We start from the raw sequence: 16,488 nt of genomic DNA on the forward strand, positions 1-16,488 counted from the left end.
AGATGATTAATCATTAATACAAATGAATTATGAAAAAGAATATGATAAAACTGATGAAGAGTAGCCTGTTGTTAATGCTTGTTCTGGTATGTTCATCTTGCCTGAAAGGAAATATGGACGATCTGCCAGCTTTTGAAGAAGCCAATATCACGGATGTGAAGTTTGACTTTCGTTATAAAGATCCGACAGATGAATGGATCAACGGAGAACCGGTCGTGAAAGTTGTCACTCTGACTGTAGCCGACAAGGTGATCAATGCGGAAGCCGGAACAATCACCTGTACGGTCACTGTACCTCCTGCCGACGGTCCTTTTACGGAAGTGATCCGCAGCACGGTAGCTTTGACCAATCTGGTAGGAAAATTCAACCTTTCCACAGCCGCAATCATTGCCCCGCAGGACGGTGCTCCTACGTTGGGATCACCCGGCGACTTCTCTGCTACACGCAGATATTTGGTAACGGCTGCTAACGGTACGAAGAAAGACTGGACTATCCAGGTCACTGCATTAAATAAGTAAGTATATTTATCCCTTAGATCTGAAATCCTGAGGCTGTCCGCTACCTGTATGGGGACGGACAGCCTTTTCTCTGTAAATAAACGAATGTAAAAATGAAGAAGATGAAAAAGACTCAGATTTGGTTCTTGTGTTTGGTCTGTCTGTTTGTCTGTCCGTCCTTGTTCTCCCAGGGGCTATCCCAGGAGTCGTGGCGGAATATCTCCGGTGAAAAATACGACTGGACAAAGACAATGCGTCCCGAACAACCCTACATGCACCCGTATCATCAGATGCAACTGATGAAGATCATGCTGTCCTATCCCGACGAAAAGGGAGATCCCGTTCTATGTTATACCTTCGAACAAGTCCTGTCGTTGGTCAAACAGATGGATGCTGTTACGCGGGGATTACCGAAGACCCTCTATCTGGTCGGTTGGCAATACAAAGGCCATGACGATAAATACCCAGCCTGGTTTGAAGTGAACAACACCTTGAAAAGAGACTGCGACGCTACCGGACGTGAGTCGTTATTGTGGTTGGTAGAAGAGGCCAGAAAGTACAACACCTACATCAGTGTCCACGTGAATATGACGGATGCCTACGACGACAGCCCCCTTTGGGACGAATACCTGTCGAAAGGTTTCATATCCCGCAATACCGACGGAACCCCGATGCAGATCGGTGTATGGAATGGTCGCAAAGCCTATCAGATTTGTTATAAGAACGAGTGGGAGAGCGGCTATGCCGTCAAACGGATCGACGCTTTACTGGAACTGTTGCCCTTTCTGAAGGATGCCGGATCGGTCATGATCGATGCCTTCTTTGTGCGTGACAATCCCTATGAGAAGATTTCATGGGAAGAGGAAGAAAACTACCAGCGCAGGATATTCCGCTATTTCAGGGGAAAAGGAATCGATGTCACCCACGAAAGCTTTAACCGCCTGCGGGAAGGCAAAGACCTGTTTATCGGTGTGAGTCCCTGGTACCTGTGGTTTGAAGCGACCGAAGCCGATTATATGAAATACCCCGCATACCTGACGACCGGTGGAGCCTCCTACTTATTCGCCAGGCAGTTCCCCGACCTGACTAAAGAACAACTCCAACTGGGCTTCCTTTTCGGTATGAGCGGACGGGGAGAGGATTGTTTCGGTAACCTGGAAAACGGTTCGTTACCCGACGTGAACTGGATCGACAAATACCGTTACCAGTTCTACACCGGAACGCTACCTTATTTCTACCTGAACCGTTACAAGCGGGAGAACCTGACCGGAAAAGGAGAAAACCGTATTGCCCATTACAACGACGATCTGACCGTCTCGCTGAAAGACTCGACCATCACCCACCATAAACGGTTGTTGAGGGATCACGACGATCTCTTTATGCCCGTACTCTGGCGTGCCGGCCGTGAATATATGGCCTATTCCGTCAAGGGGTACGCAGATAAGAGTTGGCAACTACCACCCGACTGGTCGGACGTATACAGCGTGGATATTTATAAAATAACCCCTTCCGGTATCTTCTATAAAACAACGGTTACCTGTGGGGACGGAACCCTTCGCCTTTCCTTAGAACCGGATGAAGCCGTATCCGTATTCCCGTCCACCGGACGTTATAAATCCGATTTGTAATACCTTGTAAAACAAAAACCCATGAAACAATCATTGCTATTTATATTGTTGGCCTGGCTGGGACTGTCGTGCATACAGAACAGTCCGCAAGCCCCATATCCTTACGCCGTAGCCGGTAACCCCTGGAACGAGGCGCTAGGGAATCATCGTGCCGTACTCTCTGTCGATAACCCGGATGAAGCCGTGATGCTTTCCTTCGACTGGCGACGTCCGGACCAGGATGTGGAAAACCGTCGTTTCCTGATCGTTCATGCTGAAACCGGCGATACCATCCCCAACATCCGCCGGATAGCGGTCGACAACGAACAATGCCGACTCGTTTTCGGTCCTGTCAAAGCGAAAGGCACTTACTATTTCTACTATCTGCCTTACCGTGTACAGCCGGGATACGGCAACTATCATCGCGGCTATTATCCGGAGGAAGACGCCCCCGATCCCCAATGGTCGGCAGCTTTCTCGTCTGCTGCGTCACTTCCCCAGGCGACAGTGGTCCGTGTAGAATCGCGTACCGAATTCGATAGTTTCTATCCGATGGAAGTTATTGCCACGGAAAATGAGAAAGCGAGTTACCGTGAACAAAACCCCGGACGCTTCCTCGTCTTTCCCGAAGACCGTACCTTCCCGATACGCATGAAAGCCCATCTCCCTTATAAATGGCTGCAAGATGCAGATCACTCTTCCTTTAAAGGAACGGCCATGCCGAACGAATACTACGCTTTCCAACTTGGTGTATGGGCCGGTAAACAGCCTCTCCAAAGCATCGTCTATGAAACCTCCGGCCTGAAAAGTGGCAATAACATCATCCCCGCAACGGCTATCACCTGTTTTAACACGAGCGGTGTAAACCCGGTAGGAAAGCCCTTCACCAAAGAAGTAAGTGTTGATGCAGATGCCGTTCAGCCTCTCTGGTTTGGTGTAGACCTGCAAGCAGATCAACCCGCAGGCACTTACAAAGGAACAATCGTCCTTATCGACGAAACCGGATATGCCGTCCCTGTCGGTATCGAACTGAAGGTCACCGGCAAACCTTTGGCCGACCGGGGAGACAACGAACCCTGGCGTCATAGCCGTCTACGTTGGCTCAACTCTACCTTGGGCATTACCGATAAACCTACCGTCGGTTATACCGATTTATCGCTCGAGGCGAACAAAGTCTCTTGCCTGGGACGTACCGTCGGCCTAGATATGCAAACCGGTCTGCCGTCTTCTATTGATTCCTGGGGACACGAATTATTGGCTTCTCCCGTACGTTTCATCATCCGGACGGATGCCGGCGATAAGAAACTGAACGGGACCCTTGTGCCGTCCGGACAGTCCGGAGGTAAAATCTCTGCCACCTGGAAGGCTGAAGATGCCGACCTGTTGCTGACATGCCAGGGTACGATGGAGTTCGACGGCTGGATCAACTACGTCTACTCCCTGTCCCCGAAAAAAGATTTACAAATCAAAGATATCCGCCTTGAGATACCTATGCTGACCGATGCAGCTCCTTATTTCATGGGGTTAGGACTACCAGGTCAGGAGACTCCGGTTAACTATGCTGGTGGTTGGGAAACACAAGGTAAGACCGTGCACGACTATGCCGTATCCATCCCTACTTCTAAAAGTACCTCCTGGTTATGGCCTTTCGATAGTTTCTGGTGTGGTTCCGAAAAAGCCGGTATCCATTGCGAATTGCGGGGTGCCACCTACACCGGGCCTTTATTGAACCTATACCGTCCGGCTTATCCCGATAGCTGGTACAACAACGGTAAAGGCGGTTTCCGCATCACCCGTAACGGTAACCAGACCATCGCAACCGCTTATAGCGGCGAACGAACCCTGAAGGCTGGCGAGAACCTCGCGTTCGACTTCGCCCTGCTTATCACCCCGGTAAAAGAGATCAATCCCCGCAGTCAGTTCACCGACCGCTATTACCATAACGGCGGAGCGCCTACACCGGCACAAGAGAATCTCGACGCCGGCATAAAGATCATCAACGTACATCATGCCAACGCGCTGAATCCGTTTATCAACTACCCCTTCATCACAGCCGACAAGATAAAAGATTTCGTTGACGAATGGCACGGCAAGGATTGTAAAGTGAAAATCTATTACACTATCCGCGAACTCACCAATGTTGTCCCTGAGATATGGGCCCTGCGTAGCCTCGGAGACGAGATCCTACAAGGAGGCAACGGTGGAGGTTTCCCCTGGTGCCAGGAACATTATGTGACCGGTTATACTCCCCAGTGGTACCAACACCTCGACGATCAGGATCTGGGTATTGCTGCCGATGCCTCTGTCCTGACCGCTACCGGCGACTCCCGTTGGTACAACTATTATGTCGAAGGACTGGCCTGGCTGGTGAAGCATACCGATATTGACGGCCTTTATCTCGATGATGTCGCTTTCGGTCGCGATATGTTGAAGCGTATGCGTCATGCGATGGACGATGTGAAGCCTGGCTGTATCATCGACCTGCATTCGAATACGGGTTTCTCCCGCGGACCTGCTACCCAGTATGCCGAATATTTCCCGTACGTGGATAAGGTGTGGTTTGGCGAGAGCTTTATGTACGATGAGATGTCGCCTGCCAACTGGCTGGTGGAAGTCTCCGGTATCCCGTTCGGCCTGATGGGAGATATGCTGCACGGCGGTGGAAACAAATGGCTGGGCATGCAGTACGGAATGACCGTTCGCCAACCCTGGGTAACGGAAGGTGTCTCCTGCGATCCCCGTTACATCTGGCAACTATGGGACGACTTCAATATCATGGATGCGCAGATGGTCGGCTTCTGGGAAGACACCCCTGCTGTAACCACTTCCGACAAGGATGTAAAAGTGACGGCTTATGTCAACAAAGGCAAAACGCTCCTTTCGATCGGTAATTACTCCGGTACGAAGAAGCAAGTGAAGCTGGCGATCGATTGGAAACAGCTGGGTCTCGATCCTTCTTCCGTCCGTATGGTCGCTCCGGCTGTTACCGACTTCCAGGAAGCACAGGAGTTTGCACCTGGTGATCCGATCCCTGTCGACCCGAAACGCGGCTGGCTGATCGTTGTATCTGAATAAGGTATTAATAGGAATGCTAATTGGCTCAGATATTGTCAGATATGAACTATCTTTCTTTACAAGGCAACGCCTTGTGCCGCAGGCTTTATTTTGCCGTCGGTTTTAACCGACGGATATAAAAGACAGGAGGCAAAGCCTCTTCCTTTGTGGGCTTAAGCCCCTTTAAAACAGAGACTACTATTATATGTCTAAAGGGGTTAAAACCCACAGAGGAATCCGGCAAAGCCGAGGCATTAATTTATCCGTCTGCTGAAGCAAACGGCAAAAGAGAGCCTGCGGCATGAGGCGGAACCTCATAAAAAGACTCCGTTTTTTCTATTTTATCATATTACTCTATGTAAACAAATTATTTTATGAAAACACTTTTCTATATTCTAACCACCCTGTTCTGTCTATCCTGTAGTACACAGAACAAATTGGATGAAATCACTATCCAACTGGATAAGGAAACCCTGAATCCGGTACGTAATCCCGGTGAAAGGGGGACGCTTCGTATTGCAGGCCATTACACCGACGGTAAAACCAAAGATCTTCCCTTGTCCGATGTCGCCTTGTCCGTCCGTACGGTCAGTGCCAGCGGTAACGTCGAAGTGATTGCTTTATCGGGTGACCAGCTGATCCCTAAAGACGGCGGACTAGCTGAGATCAGCGCTGTCTACCAAAACGACGGAGCAACCTACACAGCCACGAAGCAAGTCGTCGTAGCCCCTTACTACCGTGATTATCACCAGACCCTGGTACTGAAACTCTTTGTCGGCTACGACGGTGAACTGAACGAACCCGATCCAAACAACGTGATCTTCCAGCACGAAGACCCGTCACGCTTGTGCACGTTCGGTAAGGCCCTGGATGTCGTGAAGCGGATAGACAACCTGACACGCGGTATCCCCAAGATCATCTACCTGGTCGGTTGGCAACGGGGTGGTCACGACCACCTGTATCCCGACTGGAGTATCGTCAACCCCAAACTGAAGCGGGAAGAAGATGCCACCGCCCTTGAAAGCCTCCGCTGGCTGATCCGGGAAGCGCGTGCCTACAACACGACCGTCAGCCTGCATATCAATATGGTCGATGCTTTCGAGGAAAGCCCCCTGTGGGATACCTACATCAAAAACGATATCATCGCCCGTGATGTCAACGGCAACCTGAAATCCATCTGGGAATACGTCAAAGGCCATAAAGCCTATCACCTGAGCTATACGAAAGAGTGGGAGAAAGGCTTTGCCAAACCGCGTATCGATCATCTTATCGACATGATCCCCGAACTGAAAGACGGCCACACCATCCATATCGACGCTTTCATGGCCTACTGGCAACCGGAGAACCGTCCGTTAAGCCCCTGGCATGCCAAACCCGAGAACGGAGGCATCGACATACATAAGGAAGTCGAAACCCAACGAAAGATCTTCAAATACTGGCGTGAGAAAGGCTTCGACGTAACAGGCGAAGGTATCTTCTGGGCGCATCCTGCAGGTGAGGGTTTTGTCGGTTTACAACCGATGTCCTGGTGGTTCCCGACGGATATAAACTTCCAGATGCAGATACCCGAAAGGCTGTCTGCCCGCGGACGGACCCACCGTGACGGACAAGGCGATTTCCGTTTCGGTTCGAGCATGCAGGGTGAAGAGATCCTACAAAAAGACCTGGAAAACATGCCGGGTTTCCTGTCGCAGTTCTGCACCATGACATTACCCTGGTATTATCTGAGCCGCCTCGATCGGGTCGCCTTTATCGACGAAGCCCTGTATTACAGCAATGGTGTCGTTGCCCATGTGGAGGATGGAAAGAACGTCATCCGTAAAGGTAATTTCATCCTGCGTGAGAACGATAACCTATTCGTCCCTGCCCTCTGGAACGACAACGAGATCATCGCCTATTCCGGTGACGGATACGAAAGCCGTAACTGGCTGATGCCGGAAGGTTGGGAGATGGTAGGGGCAGTAGATATCTATGCCATCTCCATGAACGGATCGACCTTGAAGCAACCGGCTGTCCCTGTACAGAACGGCCTCTTGATATTGACTCTCGGTAAAGAGGAAGCCGTTTCGATTGTTCCGGCAGGACAGTCACTTACTAGATAAACAGATTAAAATGATATAAAGATGAATAGATTATCAGTAATTCTTATTTGTTTGACAGCCTGTACCTCTTGGGTACAGGCTCAGTTCAACCATGATTACTCCCAGACATGGGTGACGAAAATGGCGTTGGCTTCACTTGACGAGCGTGGAGATTGTATAGTGCGCCTCACTTTTGAGCAAGCACTGGAAATGATCCGCCAGTCGGATAACCTTTCATTGGGTGTGCCGAAGATCGTTTATCTCGTTGGCTGGCAATATAACGGCCATGATGATAAATACCCGGCCTTCTTTGAAGTGAATGAGCACCTGAAACGGGATAGCGATGCCTCCGCCCGTGAGAGCCTGCGCTGGCTGATGCGTGAAGCACGGAAATATAACACCACCGTCAGCCTGCATATCAATATGACCGACGCTTATGACGACAGCCCTTTATGGCCTGAATACGTGGCGAACGACCTGATCTCAAAGAATGCCGACGGCAGCCTGAAAGTGATCGGCGTATATAACGGTCGCAATGCCTACCAGATCAACTACCGCAACGAGTGGGAGTCCGGTTATACCCAGATGCGTATCGACCGCCTGTTGGCTTTGCTGCCCGAGTTGGAAGAAAGTGCGACGATCCATGCCGATGCCTGGATTGCACGTCCGAGTGAAGGACACAACGAAACAGTCATTGTAGAAGCCGAATATCAGAAGAAAGCCGCTGCATACTGGCAGGCCAAAGGAATAGATATCACCAGCGAATGGATGATGGATTACATGATCGGTTGCGTCCCTTACGCCTGGCATTTCAATGCTGCGACCCAGGATGACTATCTGCGTATCCCCGCCAATGTCTATACCGGCACGGGTCTTAACCCGGATATCCGCAGCAACGACCATGACCTCGGATTTCTTTTCGGCACTTCCAGCTATGGCGAGCCCATCTGGAAGATTGCAGAGAATTATTCCTGGCAACCTCCCCTTACGGAAGACTTCATGTTGAAATGTCCGCAATATTTCTACCTGAACAGTCTGAAGCGTCTTTCTGTGGAAGGAGAGGGGAAAAACCGTATCTCCCTGTTCAGCGACCGGGTCAGCGTCTCGCTTTCCGACAGCACGGTCCGGCAAAAAGACCGTCTCCTGCGTAATAAAAACACCCTCTGCATCCCGGCCGTATGGCGTGATGATGAAGGTGTGATCGTCTACAGCCGGGACACGAATGGTAAGACCTCTTTCGATATCCCTTATTTATGGGGCAACCCCAAATCGGCAACCGTCTATAAGGTGACGGCCGAAGGTTTGCAGGAACCCCGGAAGATCCATATAGCTAATGCAAAAATGGTCATCGATATAACTCAGGGGATACCTTATTATGTAATACCTGAGTAAGCGTTTCTATGTTCCGAACCGTGACGTATCCACCGTCTTTACCTTCTTTTCCTTGTAGCCGCCGAAGCTGTAACGGATTGTGAGCAAGATCGAACGGTTGTCCTGGAACAGTTCCATGCGGCTCTTCTGACCCTGCAGATCGATGTGGGTGAGCGGCTTTTGACTGTTCAGCAGGTCGTTGCCTTTGAGGGTCAGGCGGAGCTTCTGTTTGGGAAGCGTCCATACCAGGGCGGCATCCAGGCTGTAGAGCGGATCGATATCGTAAAGGCCCTGTATCACCTTCGTACAGTAATAGCCGGTGAGGTCGAGGGAGAGATTTTTGTCGCGGGTCAGGAAGATCGTGTTGGTCAGCATGGCACGCCCGAAGAGCTTCTTCCGGTCGAAACGGATATCGACCAGCGTCCCTTTGTCGTGGATATTGAAGCCCATCAGCGTCAGCCGCGAACTAAGCACCTCGCCGGCACGGAAAGGAACGACCGCCATCAGTCCGAACATATTGTGCGTATCCAGGTTGATCGTATGGAAGACCGATTGCAGGCGGTCGGGCGACTGGTACGACATCTGTTGTATCTTATCCGGCTGGAAATTGGCGAAGGCTCCAAGCACATACTTGTTTTTGAGGATATAGGTCAGTTGCATCGAATAGTTCAGCTCCGGTTTCAGTTCCGGATTGCCTTTGATCACGCTGTAAACATTCATATAATAAGTATTCGGCGTAGTCGCCCAATAAGAAGGATACTTCCGGTTGCTCGATAGGGCGAACTGCAACATGTTGGAAGGATCGATCCGGTAAACGACCGACAGGGCAGGGAAGAGGTCCGCCTTGTCCCATAACGTACTTTTCTTTCCCGCCGAGTCGATCGAAGCCTTGTAATACCGGACGGTCAGCGAAGCATCCAGTGTCAGCTTCTTTCCGAACGAACGCGAGAAACCGCCGAAAGCGCCGACCGAATGTTCCCTCTGTGTCAGGTCGAATGTCCCTTCGCGCTCTTCCGTGTTGTCGAGCAGCGCTTCCGCCTTGTTGTCCGTCCCCGACAACGAAGCCTCCAGCCCGTAGGACAGTTTCCACTTGTTCGCAGTAACGACGAAATGGTTCAGGTAGATATTGGCCCGTTGCGTCTGCTGGCGGCTTTCGTTGCGCCTGTCCTGGTCGGTGTCGTCTTCAAAATTGTTGACCAGTTCCTGCAACGATTTATCTTTGTAGAAGGTATAGTCGATACCTGCGTTCAGGTTCTTATGGCCGTTGTAGTCGATCCGTGCACTGTGCAGGGAGGTCGGCCCGGTCGTCCGGCTGGCGGTGTTTACCGTTTCGATGCCTGTGAACTCCGTCCGTCCTCCCCGGTGGGAAGCGGGGCCATCCTGTACATACCGTCCCGTGTAGGAGATCGAGAGCTTGTCCTTGTTGTCGAAGTCATATTCGAAAGCACCCCGCAAGTTGTGGGCGATGCTTTTGTTTTCCGACCAGTTCTTTTGCAGGATATCGTACCGCTGTCCGTCGACGGTCGGTTCCGCATGCATATCTTCCGTCGAGCGGCTGTGTCGGTAACCCGTCGAGTAGGAGAAGTCCGTCGTATATTTCTTTCCCGTGTACGACAGGTTCACCCTTCCCGAAGGAGAGAAATAGTACCCCTGTTCCCCCGTCAGCGATACTTCCCCTTTCAGGATATCCTTCAGGCTCTTGTCGTTTTCGATGACCAGGTTGATGGAGGCACCCTGTACACCGTATTGTGGCGGAGTACTGTACATCACCTCCACCTTTTTCACCTTATCGGAAGAGGTCGACTTCAGCATGTCGGCCAGCTGTTCCGGTGTCATGCTGCTTTTGCGGCCGTTGATGATGATCGTCGTGCCCGATGTGCCGAGCAGCGAGATATTGTCGCCTTTCTTTTCTACGCCCGGCAGTTCGCCCAGGACATCGAACGCATTGTCCACCGGTTTACTTTTCATCAGGTTGGGAATGTCGTACTGGAGTTTTCCTTCGGTCATCTTCACCAGCGGGCGTTCGGCTTTGACGAATATCTCCGGCAGTTCCAGTGTGATGCTGTCGTTCACCAGGATCGTACCTTTACCGTCAGTCTGCTTTTGCGCCGATAACCGGGTGGGCAGCGGGAGCAAGTTGGCTATCAATAACAGGTAATAGATTCTTTTCATGTTCTTGTGCTTTTCGTGATTTTTATACGAAAGGTAGAAAGGGCGCTGAACAGTTCCAAAAAACGCCTGCATTTGGTAAGACTAAATAACATTCGTCCGAAACTGTGTTATTTTGGTTTAAAGCGGCAGGCGGCAAGCCGGAGAATCCCTATATTTGTTTGCATGAAATCATCCATGAAATATATCATTGCACTGGTGATCGTGTCGTTATCCGGGATATTCGCCTACCAGTTGTTTTGGATCGACCGGCTGTACCATTCCCGCCAGCAGCAGAACAGGGAATATATCATCGAAGCAATCCGCAATGCCGACCATATCGAGCTGTTCAGCCGTGCCGACACCATCAGCCGGTTGGCGAACAAGCGTCGTGAAACTTTCTCGCAGGCCGACGACCGGGGAGGTATCGCCCTGACTACCCGTTTCCGCGATAAGGACTTGATGCCGGAGACCGTCCGGATTGTCGAGAAAAAAGCCGGACTCCCTTATGTGCCCGAAGTGGATGAAGAATTGAAGAAAGTACTCGAAAGTGCCAAGGTCAGGGTAGGTGATGATTTCAGTTCGCTGGGCCAGCTGGGGTTGCAGATGCAACGCAGCCTCCACGAGGTGATCGATACGATCTTTCCCGTCGACCTGGCGAAGTTCGACAGCCTGCTGACGGCCGGTCTCCGGGAGAAAAACCTGCACCTCCGCCATTTCACGGAGATACGGTCGCTTACCGACAGTACGGTGGTCACCTCTTCCGTCCCCACTGGGGAAGACCCGGCGCATTACGACCGTTATACCTGGGAGTATACCACCTATCATCCGAAAGCCTATTATGTCTATGTGGAACCGACCCGGCTGGCTTCGCTGGCGGGAATGACAGGTATTCTGGTCTCTTCGTTCCTGATCCTATTGATCCTGGTATTGTCGTTCGCCTACATGATCTGGTTCCTGATTCATCAGAAGACAGTGGAGCAACTGAAAGACGACTTCACCCATAACGTGACGCATGAGTTGAAGACACCCATCGCCATATCTTATGCCGCCATCGAGTCGATCATCCATTATAACCTCCTGGGAAATAAGGAGAAGGCCGACAAATACCTCCACCTCTGCCACGAGGAACTGGAACGGCTGGGCGGAATGGTCGAACAGATCCTGACCCTTAGCCTGGAGAAACGGAAAGAGATCCGCCTGGTGATGGAGGATATCTCGTTGAATGCCCTGATCGGCAAGATACTGGAACAGCAGAAGATCAAGTCGTCACGCCCTTACCGCATCCGTGTGGAGTCTGTCCCGGAGGAAATAACCCTGAGAGCCGACCGCGTACATTTGTACAGTATCATCAGCAACCTGGTGGATAATGCCGTCAAATATGCGGACAAGGAACCGGAGATAACGATACGGGTGGAGGCTGCCGGAGGAAAGGTACAGCTGCGTGTGCAGGACAATGGCCCCGGTATTCCTGAAGAGTACCGCCGGCATCTTTTCGATAAGTTCTACCGGTTGCCTTCCAGCCGCCATTCGCAGGTGAAGGGCTACGGTATCGGACTCTTTTATGTGAAGACAATGGTGGAGAAGCATGGCGGGACGGTCACCGTAGAGAGCGTGTCCGGCCAGGGTTCCTGTTTTATAGTTACATTACCGCAATAACCCCAAGCTTATGGATATCTTATTAGTAGAAGACGAAGTCTCCCTGGCCATGATCGTCAAAGACGCATTGGAAGAGGAAGGCTACGAAGTGGCGGTAGCCCGCGACGGACTGGATGGNAGTACCGCCGGCATCTTTTCGATAAGTTCTACCGGTTGCCTTCCAGCCGCCATTCGCAGGTGAAGGGCTACGGTATCGGACTCTTTTATGTGAAGACAATGGTGGAGAAGCATGGCGGGACGGTCACCGTAGAGAGCGTGTCCGGCCAGGGTTCCTGTTTTATAGTTACATTACCGCAATAACCCCAAGCTTATGGATATCTTATTAGTAGAAGACGAAGTCTCCCTGGCCATGATCGTCAAAGACGCATTGGAAGAGGAAGGCTACGAAGTGGCGGTAGCCCGCGACGGACTGGATGGGATAGAGCATTATTTCAAAGAGCATCCGGCACTGATTATTGCCGATGTGATGATGCCGGAGGTGGATGGTTTCGAGATGGTGCACCGCATCCGCCGGATGGATAAGGAGGTGCCTGTCCTGTTCCTTAGTGCCCGTTCGTCGGTAGACGATATCGTGCAAGGGTTCGAATTGGGGGCGAACGACTACCTGCGGAAGCCTTTCAGCCTGCGTGAACTGATTGTCCGGGTGAAGGCATTGATCGTTAAAAGTAAAGCTGAGCCTGTCGCTGTCGCGTATCACGAAATCGGGTTGTACACGTTTTATCCGTCTACGCAGACGTTGGAGGCAGGCGGTGAATCGGTCGAGCTTTCCTTCAAGGAGTCGGAGTTGCTCCGGTTGCTTTGCGAGAGCGGGAATCTTCCGGTCAACACCAAGGATATCCTATTGGAACTCTGGGGAAACGATAGTTTCTACAATGCCCGCAGCATGCATGTGTTCGTCACGAAGCTCCGGCATAAACTGGAAAAAGACCCCCGGATCAAGATACTGAATGTCCGGGGGATCGGGTATAAGCTGATCAGATGACAAGCTCTATGGGGGACAGCTAGGATACGAACATCTTATACAGATAACCGATAATAGCCGTTCCGATCAGTGCCTGCCCCATCAGCTTGTCGGAGCGGATGGAGGGGGACGGCTCTTCTTCTTCGGCTGCGCCATCGACAGGATGGCTCCCACTGCTGCCATCGCTACTTCCGTCTCCTTCAGGATCAGGGCTGTCAGGGCGATGAGTGTCAGGAACGGGGTGGCCCGGATGGCAGTGCCTCCCGTTTTTCTTTCCGGGAAAGATGATCTTGACGACGGAAAGGAGGAAATCGAAGATTACTTTGAGTGTTGACATACGCTTGGTGTATTTATGGGTTGATGAATAAGTTGTTTGCAAGCCTGCCGGCTGACTGTCGTTGGTGCGAACAGGTTGTTGTACCATTTGGCTTCGTTTATTTCGACCAGACGTTGAAGGCTGGCGGCGATGGAGCACAGCATTTTACGGTAGGCAGCCCGGTTGTCACCGTTCACCTCGCTGATATAGCGGCTGTAAGCTATCTCGGAGGCATAGGCGTTGGGCTTTTGGCTGACGTTGGCCGCTGCCGGGTAGGCGGTACGGATCAGGCGGGCGAAGTCGAAGATGCTTTCGCGTGTCGAACGGTATTTGCGGAAACAGAGTCCGCCCTCGCTGAGTTCCACCTTGCCACCATGCCAGTATTCGTTTTTAGGGCCGTAGCCGGTGATGCCGAACAGGTTGTTATGTTCCTTGGCGAGTACGCTTTCGCCCCAGCCCGATTCGATGGCCGCCTGTGCCAGGATAACGATGGGGTTGATCTGGTATTTCCCGCCTGCCTTCGAAGCATCGGACAGATAGAGGTGGATAAATTCTTGTTTTGTCATGATCGGATGAATTTGTATGAAGATATTTCTTTTATCCTTTGATTATTAACTTGTAAATGACTATCTTTATGCATCATTGAACAAGTAAAACGAAGAGTTATGTCTGACGAAAAACAAAAGATCGAACGTGTGTGGGGATATCAGGAACTAGCCCTGTTGTACTTCCCCGACAGCAAGCCCGAATGTGCTTCCGTGCAGCTCCGGCGCTGGATCAAATTGAGTGACGAGTTGACTTCCCGGCTGACGGCTTGTGGCTGGAAACCGGGAAGGAAGGTGTTGACCCCCAAACAGGCGACCTGTATTTTCGATCATTTGGGGGAACCTTGACTGCTCTTGGCTATTCGATCACCGGTATGACTACTCGATCACCGGCCTGTCGTCTTCGTCCTCCTTCGGTGTAGTCGTGCCGGAGGAGTAACGTTCCGTCTTGAAGTTTTCAGACAGCTGCACCAGCTGTTTGCCGGGGCGGAACAGGATACGACGACGTTTGATCAGATTGGCGGAAAATTCTTTCTCCGTCATAGCTCCCTGGCTGCCCAACGAAGCCTGGAAATACCCCAGGTCGCCAACCTGTATGGTCTGCCCGTCCGGTAATTTCTCTCTTAACACATGCAACACCCCGTCGAGCACCAGCTTCACGTCACCCGGCGTAGCCGCCGAACGGTCTGCTATGATTTCACACAATTTGTCGGTGTCACACATCCCTGTCGAGCTGCTTACCGCATAAAATAACTTAGCATCTTCTGCCGCATCCTTACTCATGTCCTTTCTCTGGACTAAACGATATTTTACTGCCATGATTAGAAAGTTTTAATGGTGAATAACTTTGTTGTCTGTTGTAATATTACAATACAAAGCTACGACACGCGGCAAGCGGGCAGTTCGCGATTGTCGGCAGAGGTTTGTGAAGGTATGTGGTTGTTTGGATTCTGTTATTTAATGCGTTTAATCAGCTTTTGGGGTTCCCGACGGGTATCCCAGATATCCGCTATTTGTATGATATTTCTGTCTGTTATATAATATATCAGTTTGAAATGATCTTGTATGAGAAGCCCCCGATATCCTCGTTGCCGGTCCTGAAGCAATGGTTCAGGAGGACCTAGTAATGGATTTTTCAATAATAAGGTTTCATATTCACCTATTTTCCGGTAAAAAAGTATCGCAATACGTTCTCCGAACATATCGACGCATTGAATAATAATCCTATCTAATTCCTTTAAGGCTTTGCGTGACCAGTTTATTTGCATAACCAAGCGTATTTCTTTTCCATTATGTCATGCATCTGCTGACTTGTATAAGTCTGGCCTGTGTCAATATCATTTTCAGCTTCATCAATACGGGCGTTAATCGCTTCCATCGTATAAGGAAGAACATCTTCTGCCACACCAGAAACGACGGGCCTGGCTAATCTCCTCAAATAACCAAGTGCTTCATTAAGCAAAGACTTATCTTCAATATGAAGAATTTCGCGTATGAGCTCGGTGCGTAGATCGTTAACGCTTAATCCATAGCTGGCCTGCGGTTCATAGACTGATGAACGGGGAGTTGTTTCATCCGGTTCGGAGTACTTTTTCTTTGTCATAGATTTGGTTCCTTTCTTTATAACGTTATCTTGTTCTACAAAGAAACAATATCTTTTCCTAAAAAGCAAATTCTGTTAGCTTTTACAAATGCACCTTCAGACTGGCCGGATTTTGCCGTGTATCCCAGACTTCTGCAATATATATACGATCTACGTCTATGTAATAGATAAGCTTAAAATGCTTTTCTACTACCAGAGAACGAAAGCTGACGGGAAATCCTTCCAGTGATGGTTCAATAACACCGGCAGTGGGGAATATAGTTAGAGTGCTGGCTGAATGATATAGCCGGTTTATTATTTTTATTGCAATGTATTCGCTTTTTTCTTTGTAAAACTCGAATATACTATCTAATGTAGCCAGCGCCCTTTCTGTCCATATTATTGAAGTTTCCATTGAGGACGCAGGTTAGGAATATCTTCATGATTGTGTATGCGTCCGGCTTTAATATCTTCCAGGGATATAGCCAGATGAGCCTTCAGTTCATCTAAGGAGTATTGGGCAGGCGATGTTTGTCCTATAATTTCACTTAACCCATAAGACGATATAGGTTCATTGACAGATGAACGGGAAGTCGTTTCATCCGGTTCGGAGTACTTTTTCTTTGTCATAGATTTGGTTCCTTTCTTTATAACGTTACCTTGTCCA

At 50.4% G+C, this 16,488-nt stretch carries 15 protein-coding genes and 2 pseudogenes; 9 read left to right on the forward strand and 8 right to left on the reverse strand.

Going from position 1 to position 16,488, the window contains the following annotated elements; translation table 11 throughout:
- Positions 1–29: 29 nt before the first annotated feature.
- The 5 genes from BQ7394_RS08980 (at position 30) to BQ7394_RS09000 (ending at position 8,631) form a co-directional block, all read left to right on the forward strand.
- Positions 30–518: a DUF5018-related domain-containing protein gene (locus BQ7394_RS08980; RefSeq protein ID WP_075557136.1), complete on the forward strand. Its 489-nt coding sequence runs from the start codon at positions 30–32 to the stop codon at positions 516–518.
- Between the two features lie 92 nt (positions 519–610).
- A complete protein-coding gene (locus BQ7394_RS08985; protein ID WP_235848713.1) occupies positions 611–2,125 on the forward strand; it encodes an endo-alpha-N-acetylgalactosaminidase family protein in 1,515 nt (504 codons plus the stop codon).
- Positions 2,126–2,146: 21 nt separating this feature from the next.
- Complete coding sequence (locus BQ7394_RS08990; protein ID WP_075557137.1) at positions 2,147–5,179, forward strand: glycoside hydrolase domain-containing protein; 3,033 nt, start codon at positions 2,147–2,149, stop codon at positions 5,177–5,179.
- 353 nt (positions 5,180–5,532) lie between these two features.
- Positions 5,533–7,260: an endo-alpha-N-acetylgalactosaminidase family protein gene (locus BQ7394_RS08995; protein ID WP_075557138.1), complete on the forward strand. Its 1,728-nt coding sequence runs from the start codon at positions 5,533–5,535 to the stop codon at positions 7,258–7,260.
- A 21-nt stretch (positions 7,261–7,281) separates the two neighbouring features.
- Positions 7,282–8,631 (forward strand): endo-alpha-N-acetylgalactosaminidase family protein, encoded by a 1,350-nt coding sequence (locus BQ7394_RS09000; RefSeq protein WP_075557139.1) that lies wholly within the window; start codon positions 7,282–7,284, stop codon positions 8,629–8,631.
- A 6-nt stretch (positions 8,632–8,637) separates the two neighbouring features.
- On the opposite strand, the gene BQ7394_RS09005 is transcribed toward BQ7394_RS09000, so the two are convergent.
- Complete coding sequence (locus tag BQ7394_RS09005; protein ID WP_075557140.1) at positions 8,638–10,782, reverse strand: outer membrane beta-barrel family protein; 2,145 nt, start codon at positions 10,780–10,782, stop codon at positions 8,638–8,640.
- Between the two features lie 174 nt (positions 10,783–10,956).
- Here BQ7394_RS09005 and BQ7394_RS09010 point away from each other — a divergent pair, with 174 nt between their 5' ends.
- From BQ7394_RS09010 to BQ7394_RS09020, 3 genes and pseudogenes are all read left to right on the forward strand, one after another.
- On the forward strand, positions 10,957–12,417 hold the full coding sequence (locus BQ7394_RS09010) for a sensor histidine kinase (RefSeq protein ID WP_235848714.1): 1,461 nt from the start codon (positions 10,957–10,959) through the stop codon (positions 12,415–12,417).
- A 123-nt stretch (positions 12,418–12,540) separates the two neighbouring features.
- Positions 12,541–12,717 (forward strand): annotated as a pseudogene (locus tag BQ7394_RS26250) (sensor histidine kinase); the annotation flags it as partial.
- 10 nt (positions 12,718–12,727) lie between these two features.
- Positions 12,728–13,399, forward strand: a complete 672-nt coding sequence (locus BQ7394_RS09020; RefSeq protein ID WP_075557142.1) for a response regulator transcription factor — start codon at positions 12,728–12,730, stop codon at positions 13,397–13,399.
- Positions 13,400–13,418: 19 nt separating this feature from the next.
- On the opposite strand, the gene BQ7394_RS09025 is transcribed toward BQ7394_RS09020, so the two are convergent.
- Both BQ7394_RS09025 and BQ7394_RS09030 read right to left on the reverse strand, forming a co-directional pair.
- Positions 13,419–13,715, reverse strand: coding sequence for a hypothetical protein (locus tag BQ7394_RS09025; protein WP_075557143.1), 297 nt, complete (start codon positions 13,713–13,715; stop codon positions 13,419–13,421).
- Positions 13,716–13,819: 104 nt separating this feature from the next.
- A pseudogene (locus tag BQ7394_RS09030) lies at positions 13,820–14,260 on the reverse strand (glucosaminidase domain-containing protein); the annotation flags it as partial.
- Between the two features lie 99 nt (positions 14,261–14,359).
- Between BQ7394_RS09030 and BQ7394_RS09035 the strand changes: the two are divergent.
- Positions 14,360–14,587, forward strand: a complete 228-nt coding sequence (locus tag BQ7394_RS09035; RefSeq protein WP_075557144.1) for a DUF4248 domain-containing protein — start codon at positions 14,360–14,362, stop codon at positions 14,585–14,587.
- Positions 14,588–14,617: 30 nt separating this feature from the next.
- On the opposite strand, the gene BQ7394_RS09040 is transcribed toward BQ7394_RS09035, so the two are convergent.
- From BQ7394_RS09040 to BQ7394_RS09060, 5 genes are all read right to left on the reverse strand, one after another.
- Positions 14,618–15,058, reverse strand: coding sequence for an HU family DNA-binding protein (locus BQ7394_RS09040; RefSeq protein WP_075557145.1), 441 nt, complete (start codon positions 15,056–15,058; stop codon positions 14,618–14,620).
- Between the two features lie 134 nt (positions 15,059–15,192).
- Positions 15,193–15,507 (reverse strand): type II toxin-antitoxin system RelE/ParE family toxin, encoded by a 315-nt coding sequence (locus BQ7394_RS09045; protein ID WP_075557146.1) that lies wholly within the window; start codon positions 15,505–15,507, stop codon positions 15,193–15,195.
- A complete protein-coding gene (locus BQ7394_RS09050; RefSeq protein ID WP_075557147.1) occupies positions 15,498–15,842 on the reverse strand; it encodes a hypothetical protein in 345 nt (114 codons plus the stop codon). Before BQ7394_RS09050 ends, BQ7394_RS09045 begins: the two co-directional genes overlap by 10 nt.
- Positions 15,843–15,924: 82 nt before the next feature.
- Complete coding sequence (locus tag BQ7394_RS09055) at positions 15,925–16,236, reverse strand: type II toxin-antitoxin system RelE/ParE family toxin (RefSeq protein ID WP_075557148.1); 312 nt, start codon at positions 16,234–16,236, stop codon at positions 15,925–15,927.
- Complete coding sequence (locus BQ7394_RS09060) at positions 16,221–16,451, reverse strand: hypothetical protein (protein ID WP_075557149.1); 231 nt, start codon at positions 16,449–16,451, stop codon at positions 16,221–16,223. Before BQ7394_RS09060 ends, BQ7394_RS09055 begins: the two co-directional genes overlap by 16 nt.
- Between the last annotated feature and the right edge of the window lie 37 nt (positions 16,452–16,488).

Origin of the sequence: Parabacteroides timonensis (assembly GCF_900128505.1) — a bacterium.
GTDB classification, from domain to species: domain Bacteria; phylum Bacteroidota; class Bacteroidia; order Bacteroidales; family Tannerellaceae; genus Parabacteroides; species Parabacteroides timonensis.

What these genes read in the sequence shown, in the direction of transcription:
- BQ7394_RS09050 (WP_075557147.1), bottom strand. Translation starts at nt 15,842, where the DNA reads ATGACAAAGAAAAAGTACTCCGAACCGGATGAAACAACTCCCCGTTCA.
- BQ7394_RS09005 (WP_075557140.1), bottom strand. Translation starts at nt 10,782, where the DNA reads ATGAAAAGAATCTATTACCTGTTATTGATAGCCAACTTGCTCCCGCTG.
- BQ7394_RS09035 (WP_075557144.1), top strand. Translation starts at nt 14,360, where the DNA reads ATGTCTGACGAAAAACAAAAGATCGAACGTGTGTGGGGATATCAGGAA.
- BQ7394_RS09010 (WP_235848714.1), top strand. Translation starts at nt 10,957, where the DNA reads ATGAAATATATCATTGCACTGGTGATCGTGTCGTTATCCGGGATATTC.
- BQ7394_RS08995 (WP_075557138.1), top strand. Translation starts at nt 5,533, where the DNA reads ATGAAAACACTTTTCTATATTCTAACCACCCTGTTCTGTCTATCCTGT.
- BQ7394_RS09020 (WP_075557142.1), top strand. Translation starts at nt 12,728, where the DNA reads ATGGATATCTTATTAGTAGAAGACGAAGTCTCCCTGGCCATGATCGTC.
- BQ7394_RS09025 (WP_075557143.1), bottom strand. Translation starts at nt 13,715, where the DNA reads ATGTCAACACTCAAAGTAATCTTCGATTTCCTCCTTTCCGTCGTCAAG.
- BQ7394_RS09000 (WP_075557139.1), top strand. Translation starts at nt 7,282, where the DNA reads ATGAATAGATTATCAGTAATTCTTATTTGTTTGACAGCCTGTACCTCT.
- BQ7394_RS08985 (WP_235848713.1), top strand. Translation starts at nt 611, where the DNA reads ATGAAGAAGATGAAAAAGACTCAGATTTGGTTCTTGTGTTTGGTCTGT.
- BQ7394_RS09055 (WP_075557148.1), bottom strand. Translation starts at nt 16,236, where the DNA reads ATGGAAACTTCAATAATATGGACAGAAAGGGCGCTGGCTACATTAGAT.
- BQ7394_RS08980 (WP_075557136.1), top strand. Translation starts at nt 30, where the DNA reads ATGAAAAAGAATATGATAAAACTGATGAAGAGTAGCCTGTTGTTAATG.
- BQ7394_RS09045 (WP_075557146.1), bottom strand. Translation starts at nt 15,507, where the DNA reads ATGCAAATAAACTGGTCACGCAAAGCCTTAAAGGAATTAGATAGGATT.
- BQ7394_RS09060 (WP_075557149.1), bottom strand. Translation starts at nt 16,451, where the DNA reads ATGACAAAGAAAAAGTACTCCGAACCGGATGAAACGACTTCCCGTTCA.
- BQ7394_RS08990 (WP_075557137.1), top strand. Translation starts at nt 2,147, where the DNA reads ATGAAACAATCATTGCTATTTATATTGTTGGCCTGGCTGGGACTGTCG.
- BQ7394_RS09040 (WP_075557145.1), bottom strand. Translation starts at nt 15,058, where the DNA reads ATGGCAGTAAAATATCGTTTAGTCCAGAGAAAGGACATGAGTAAGGAT.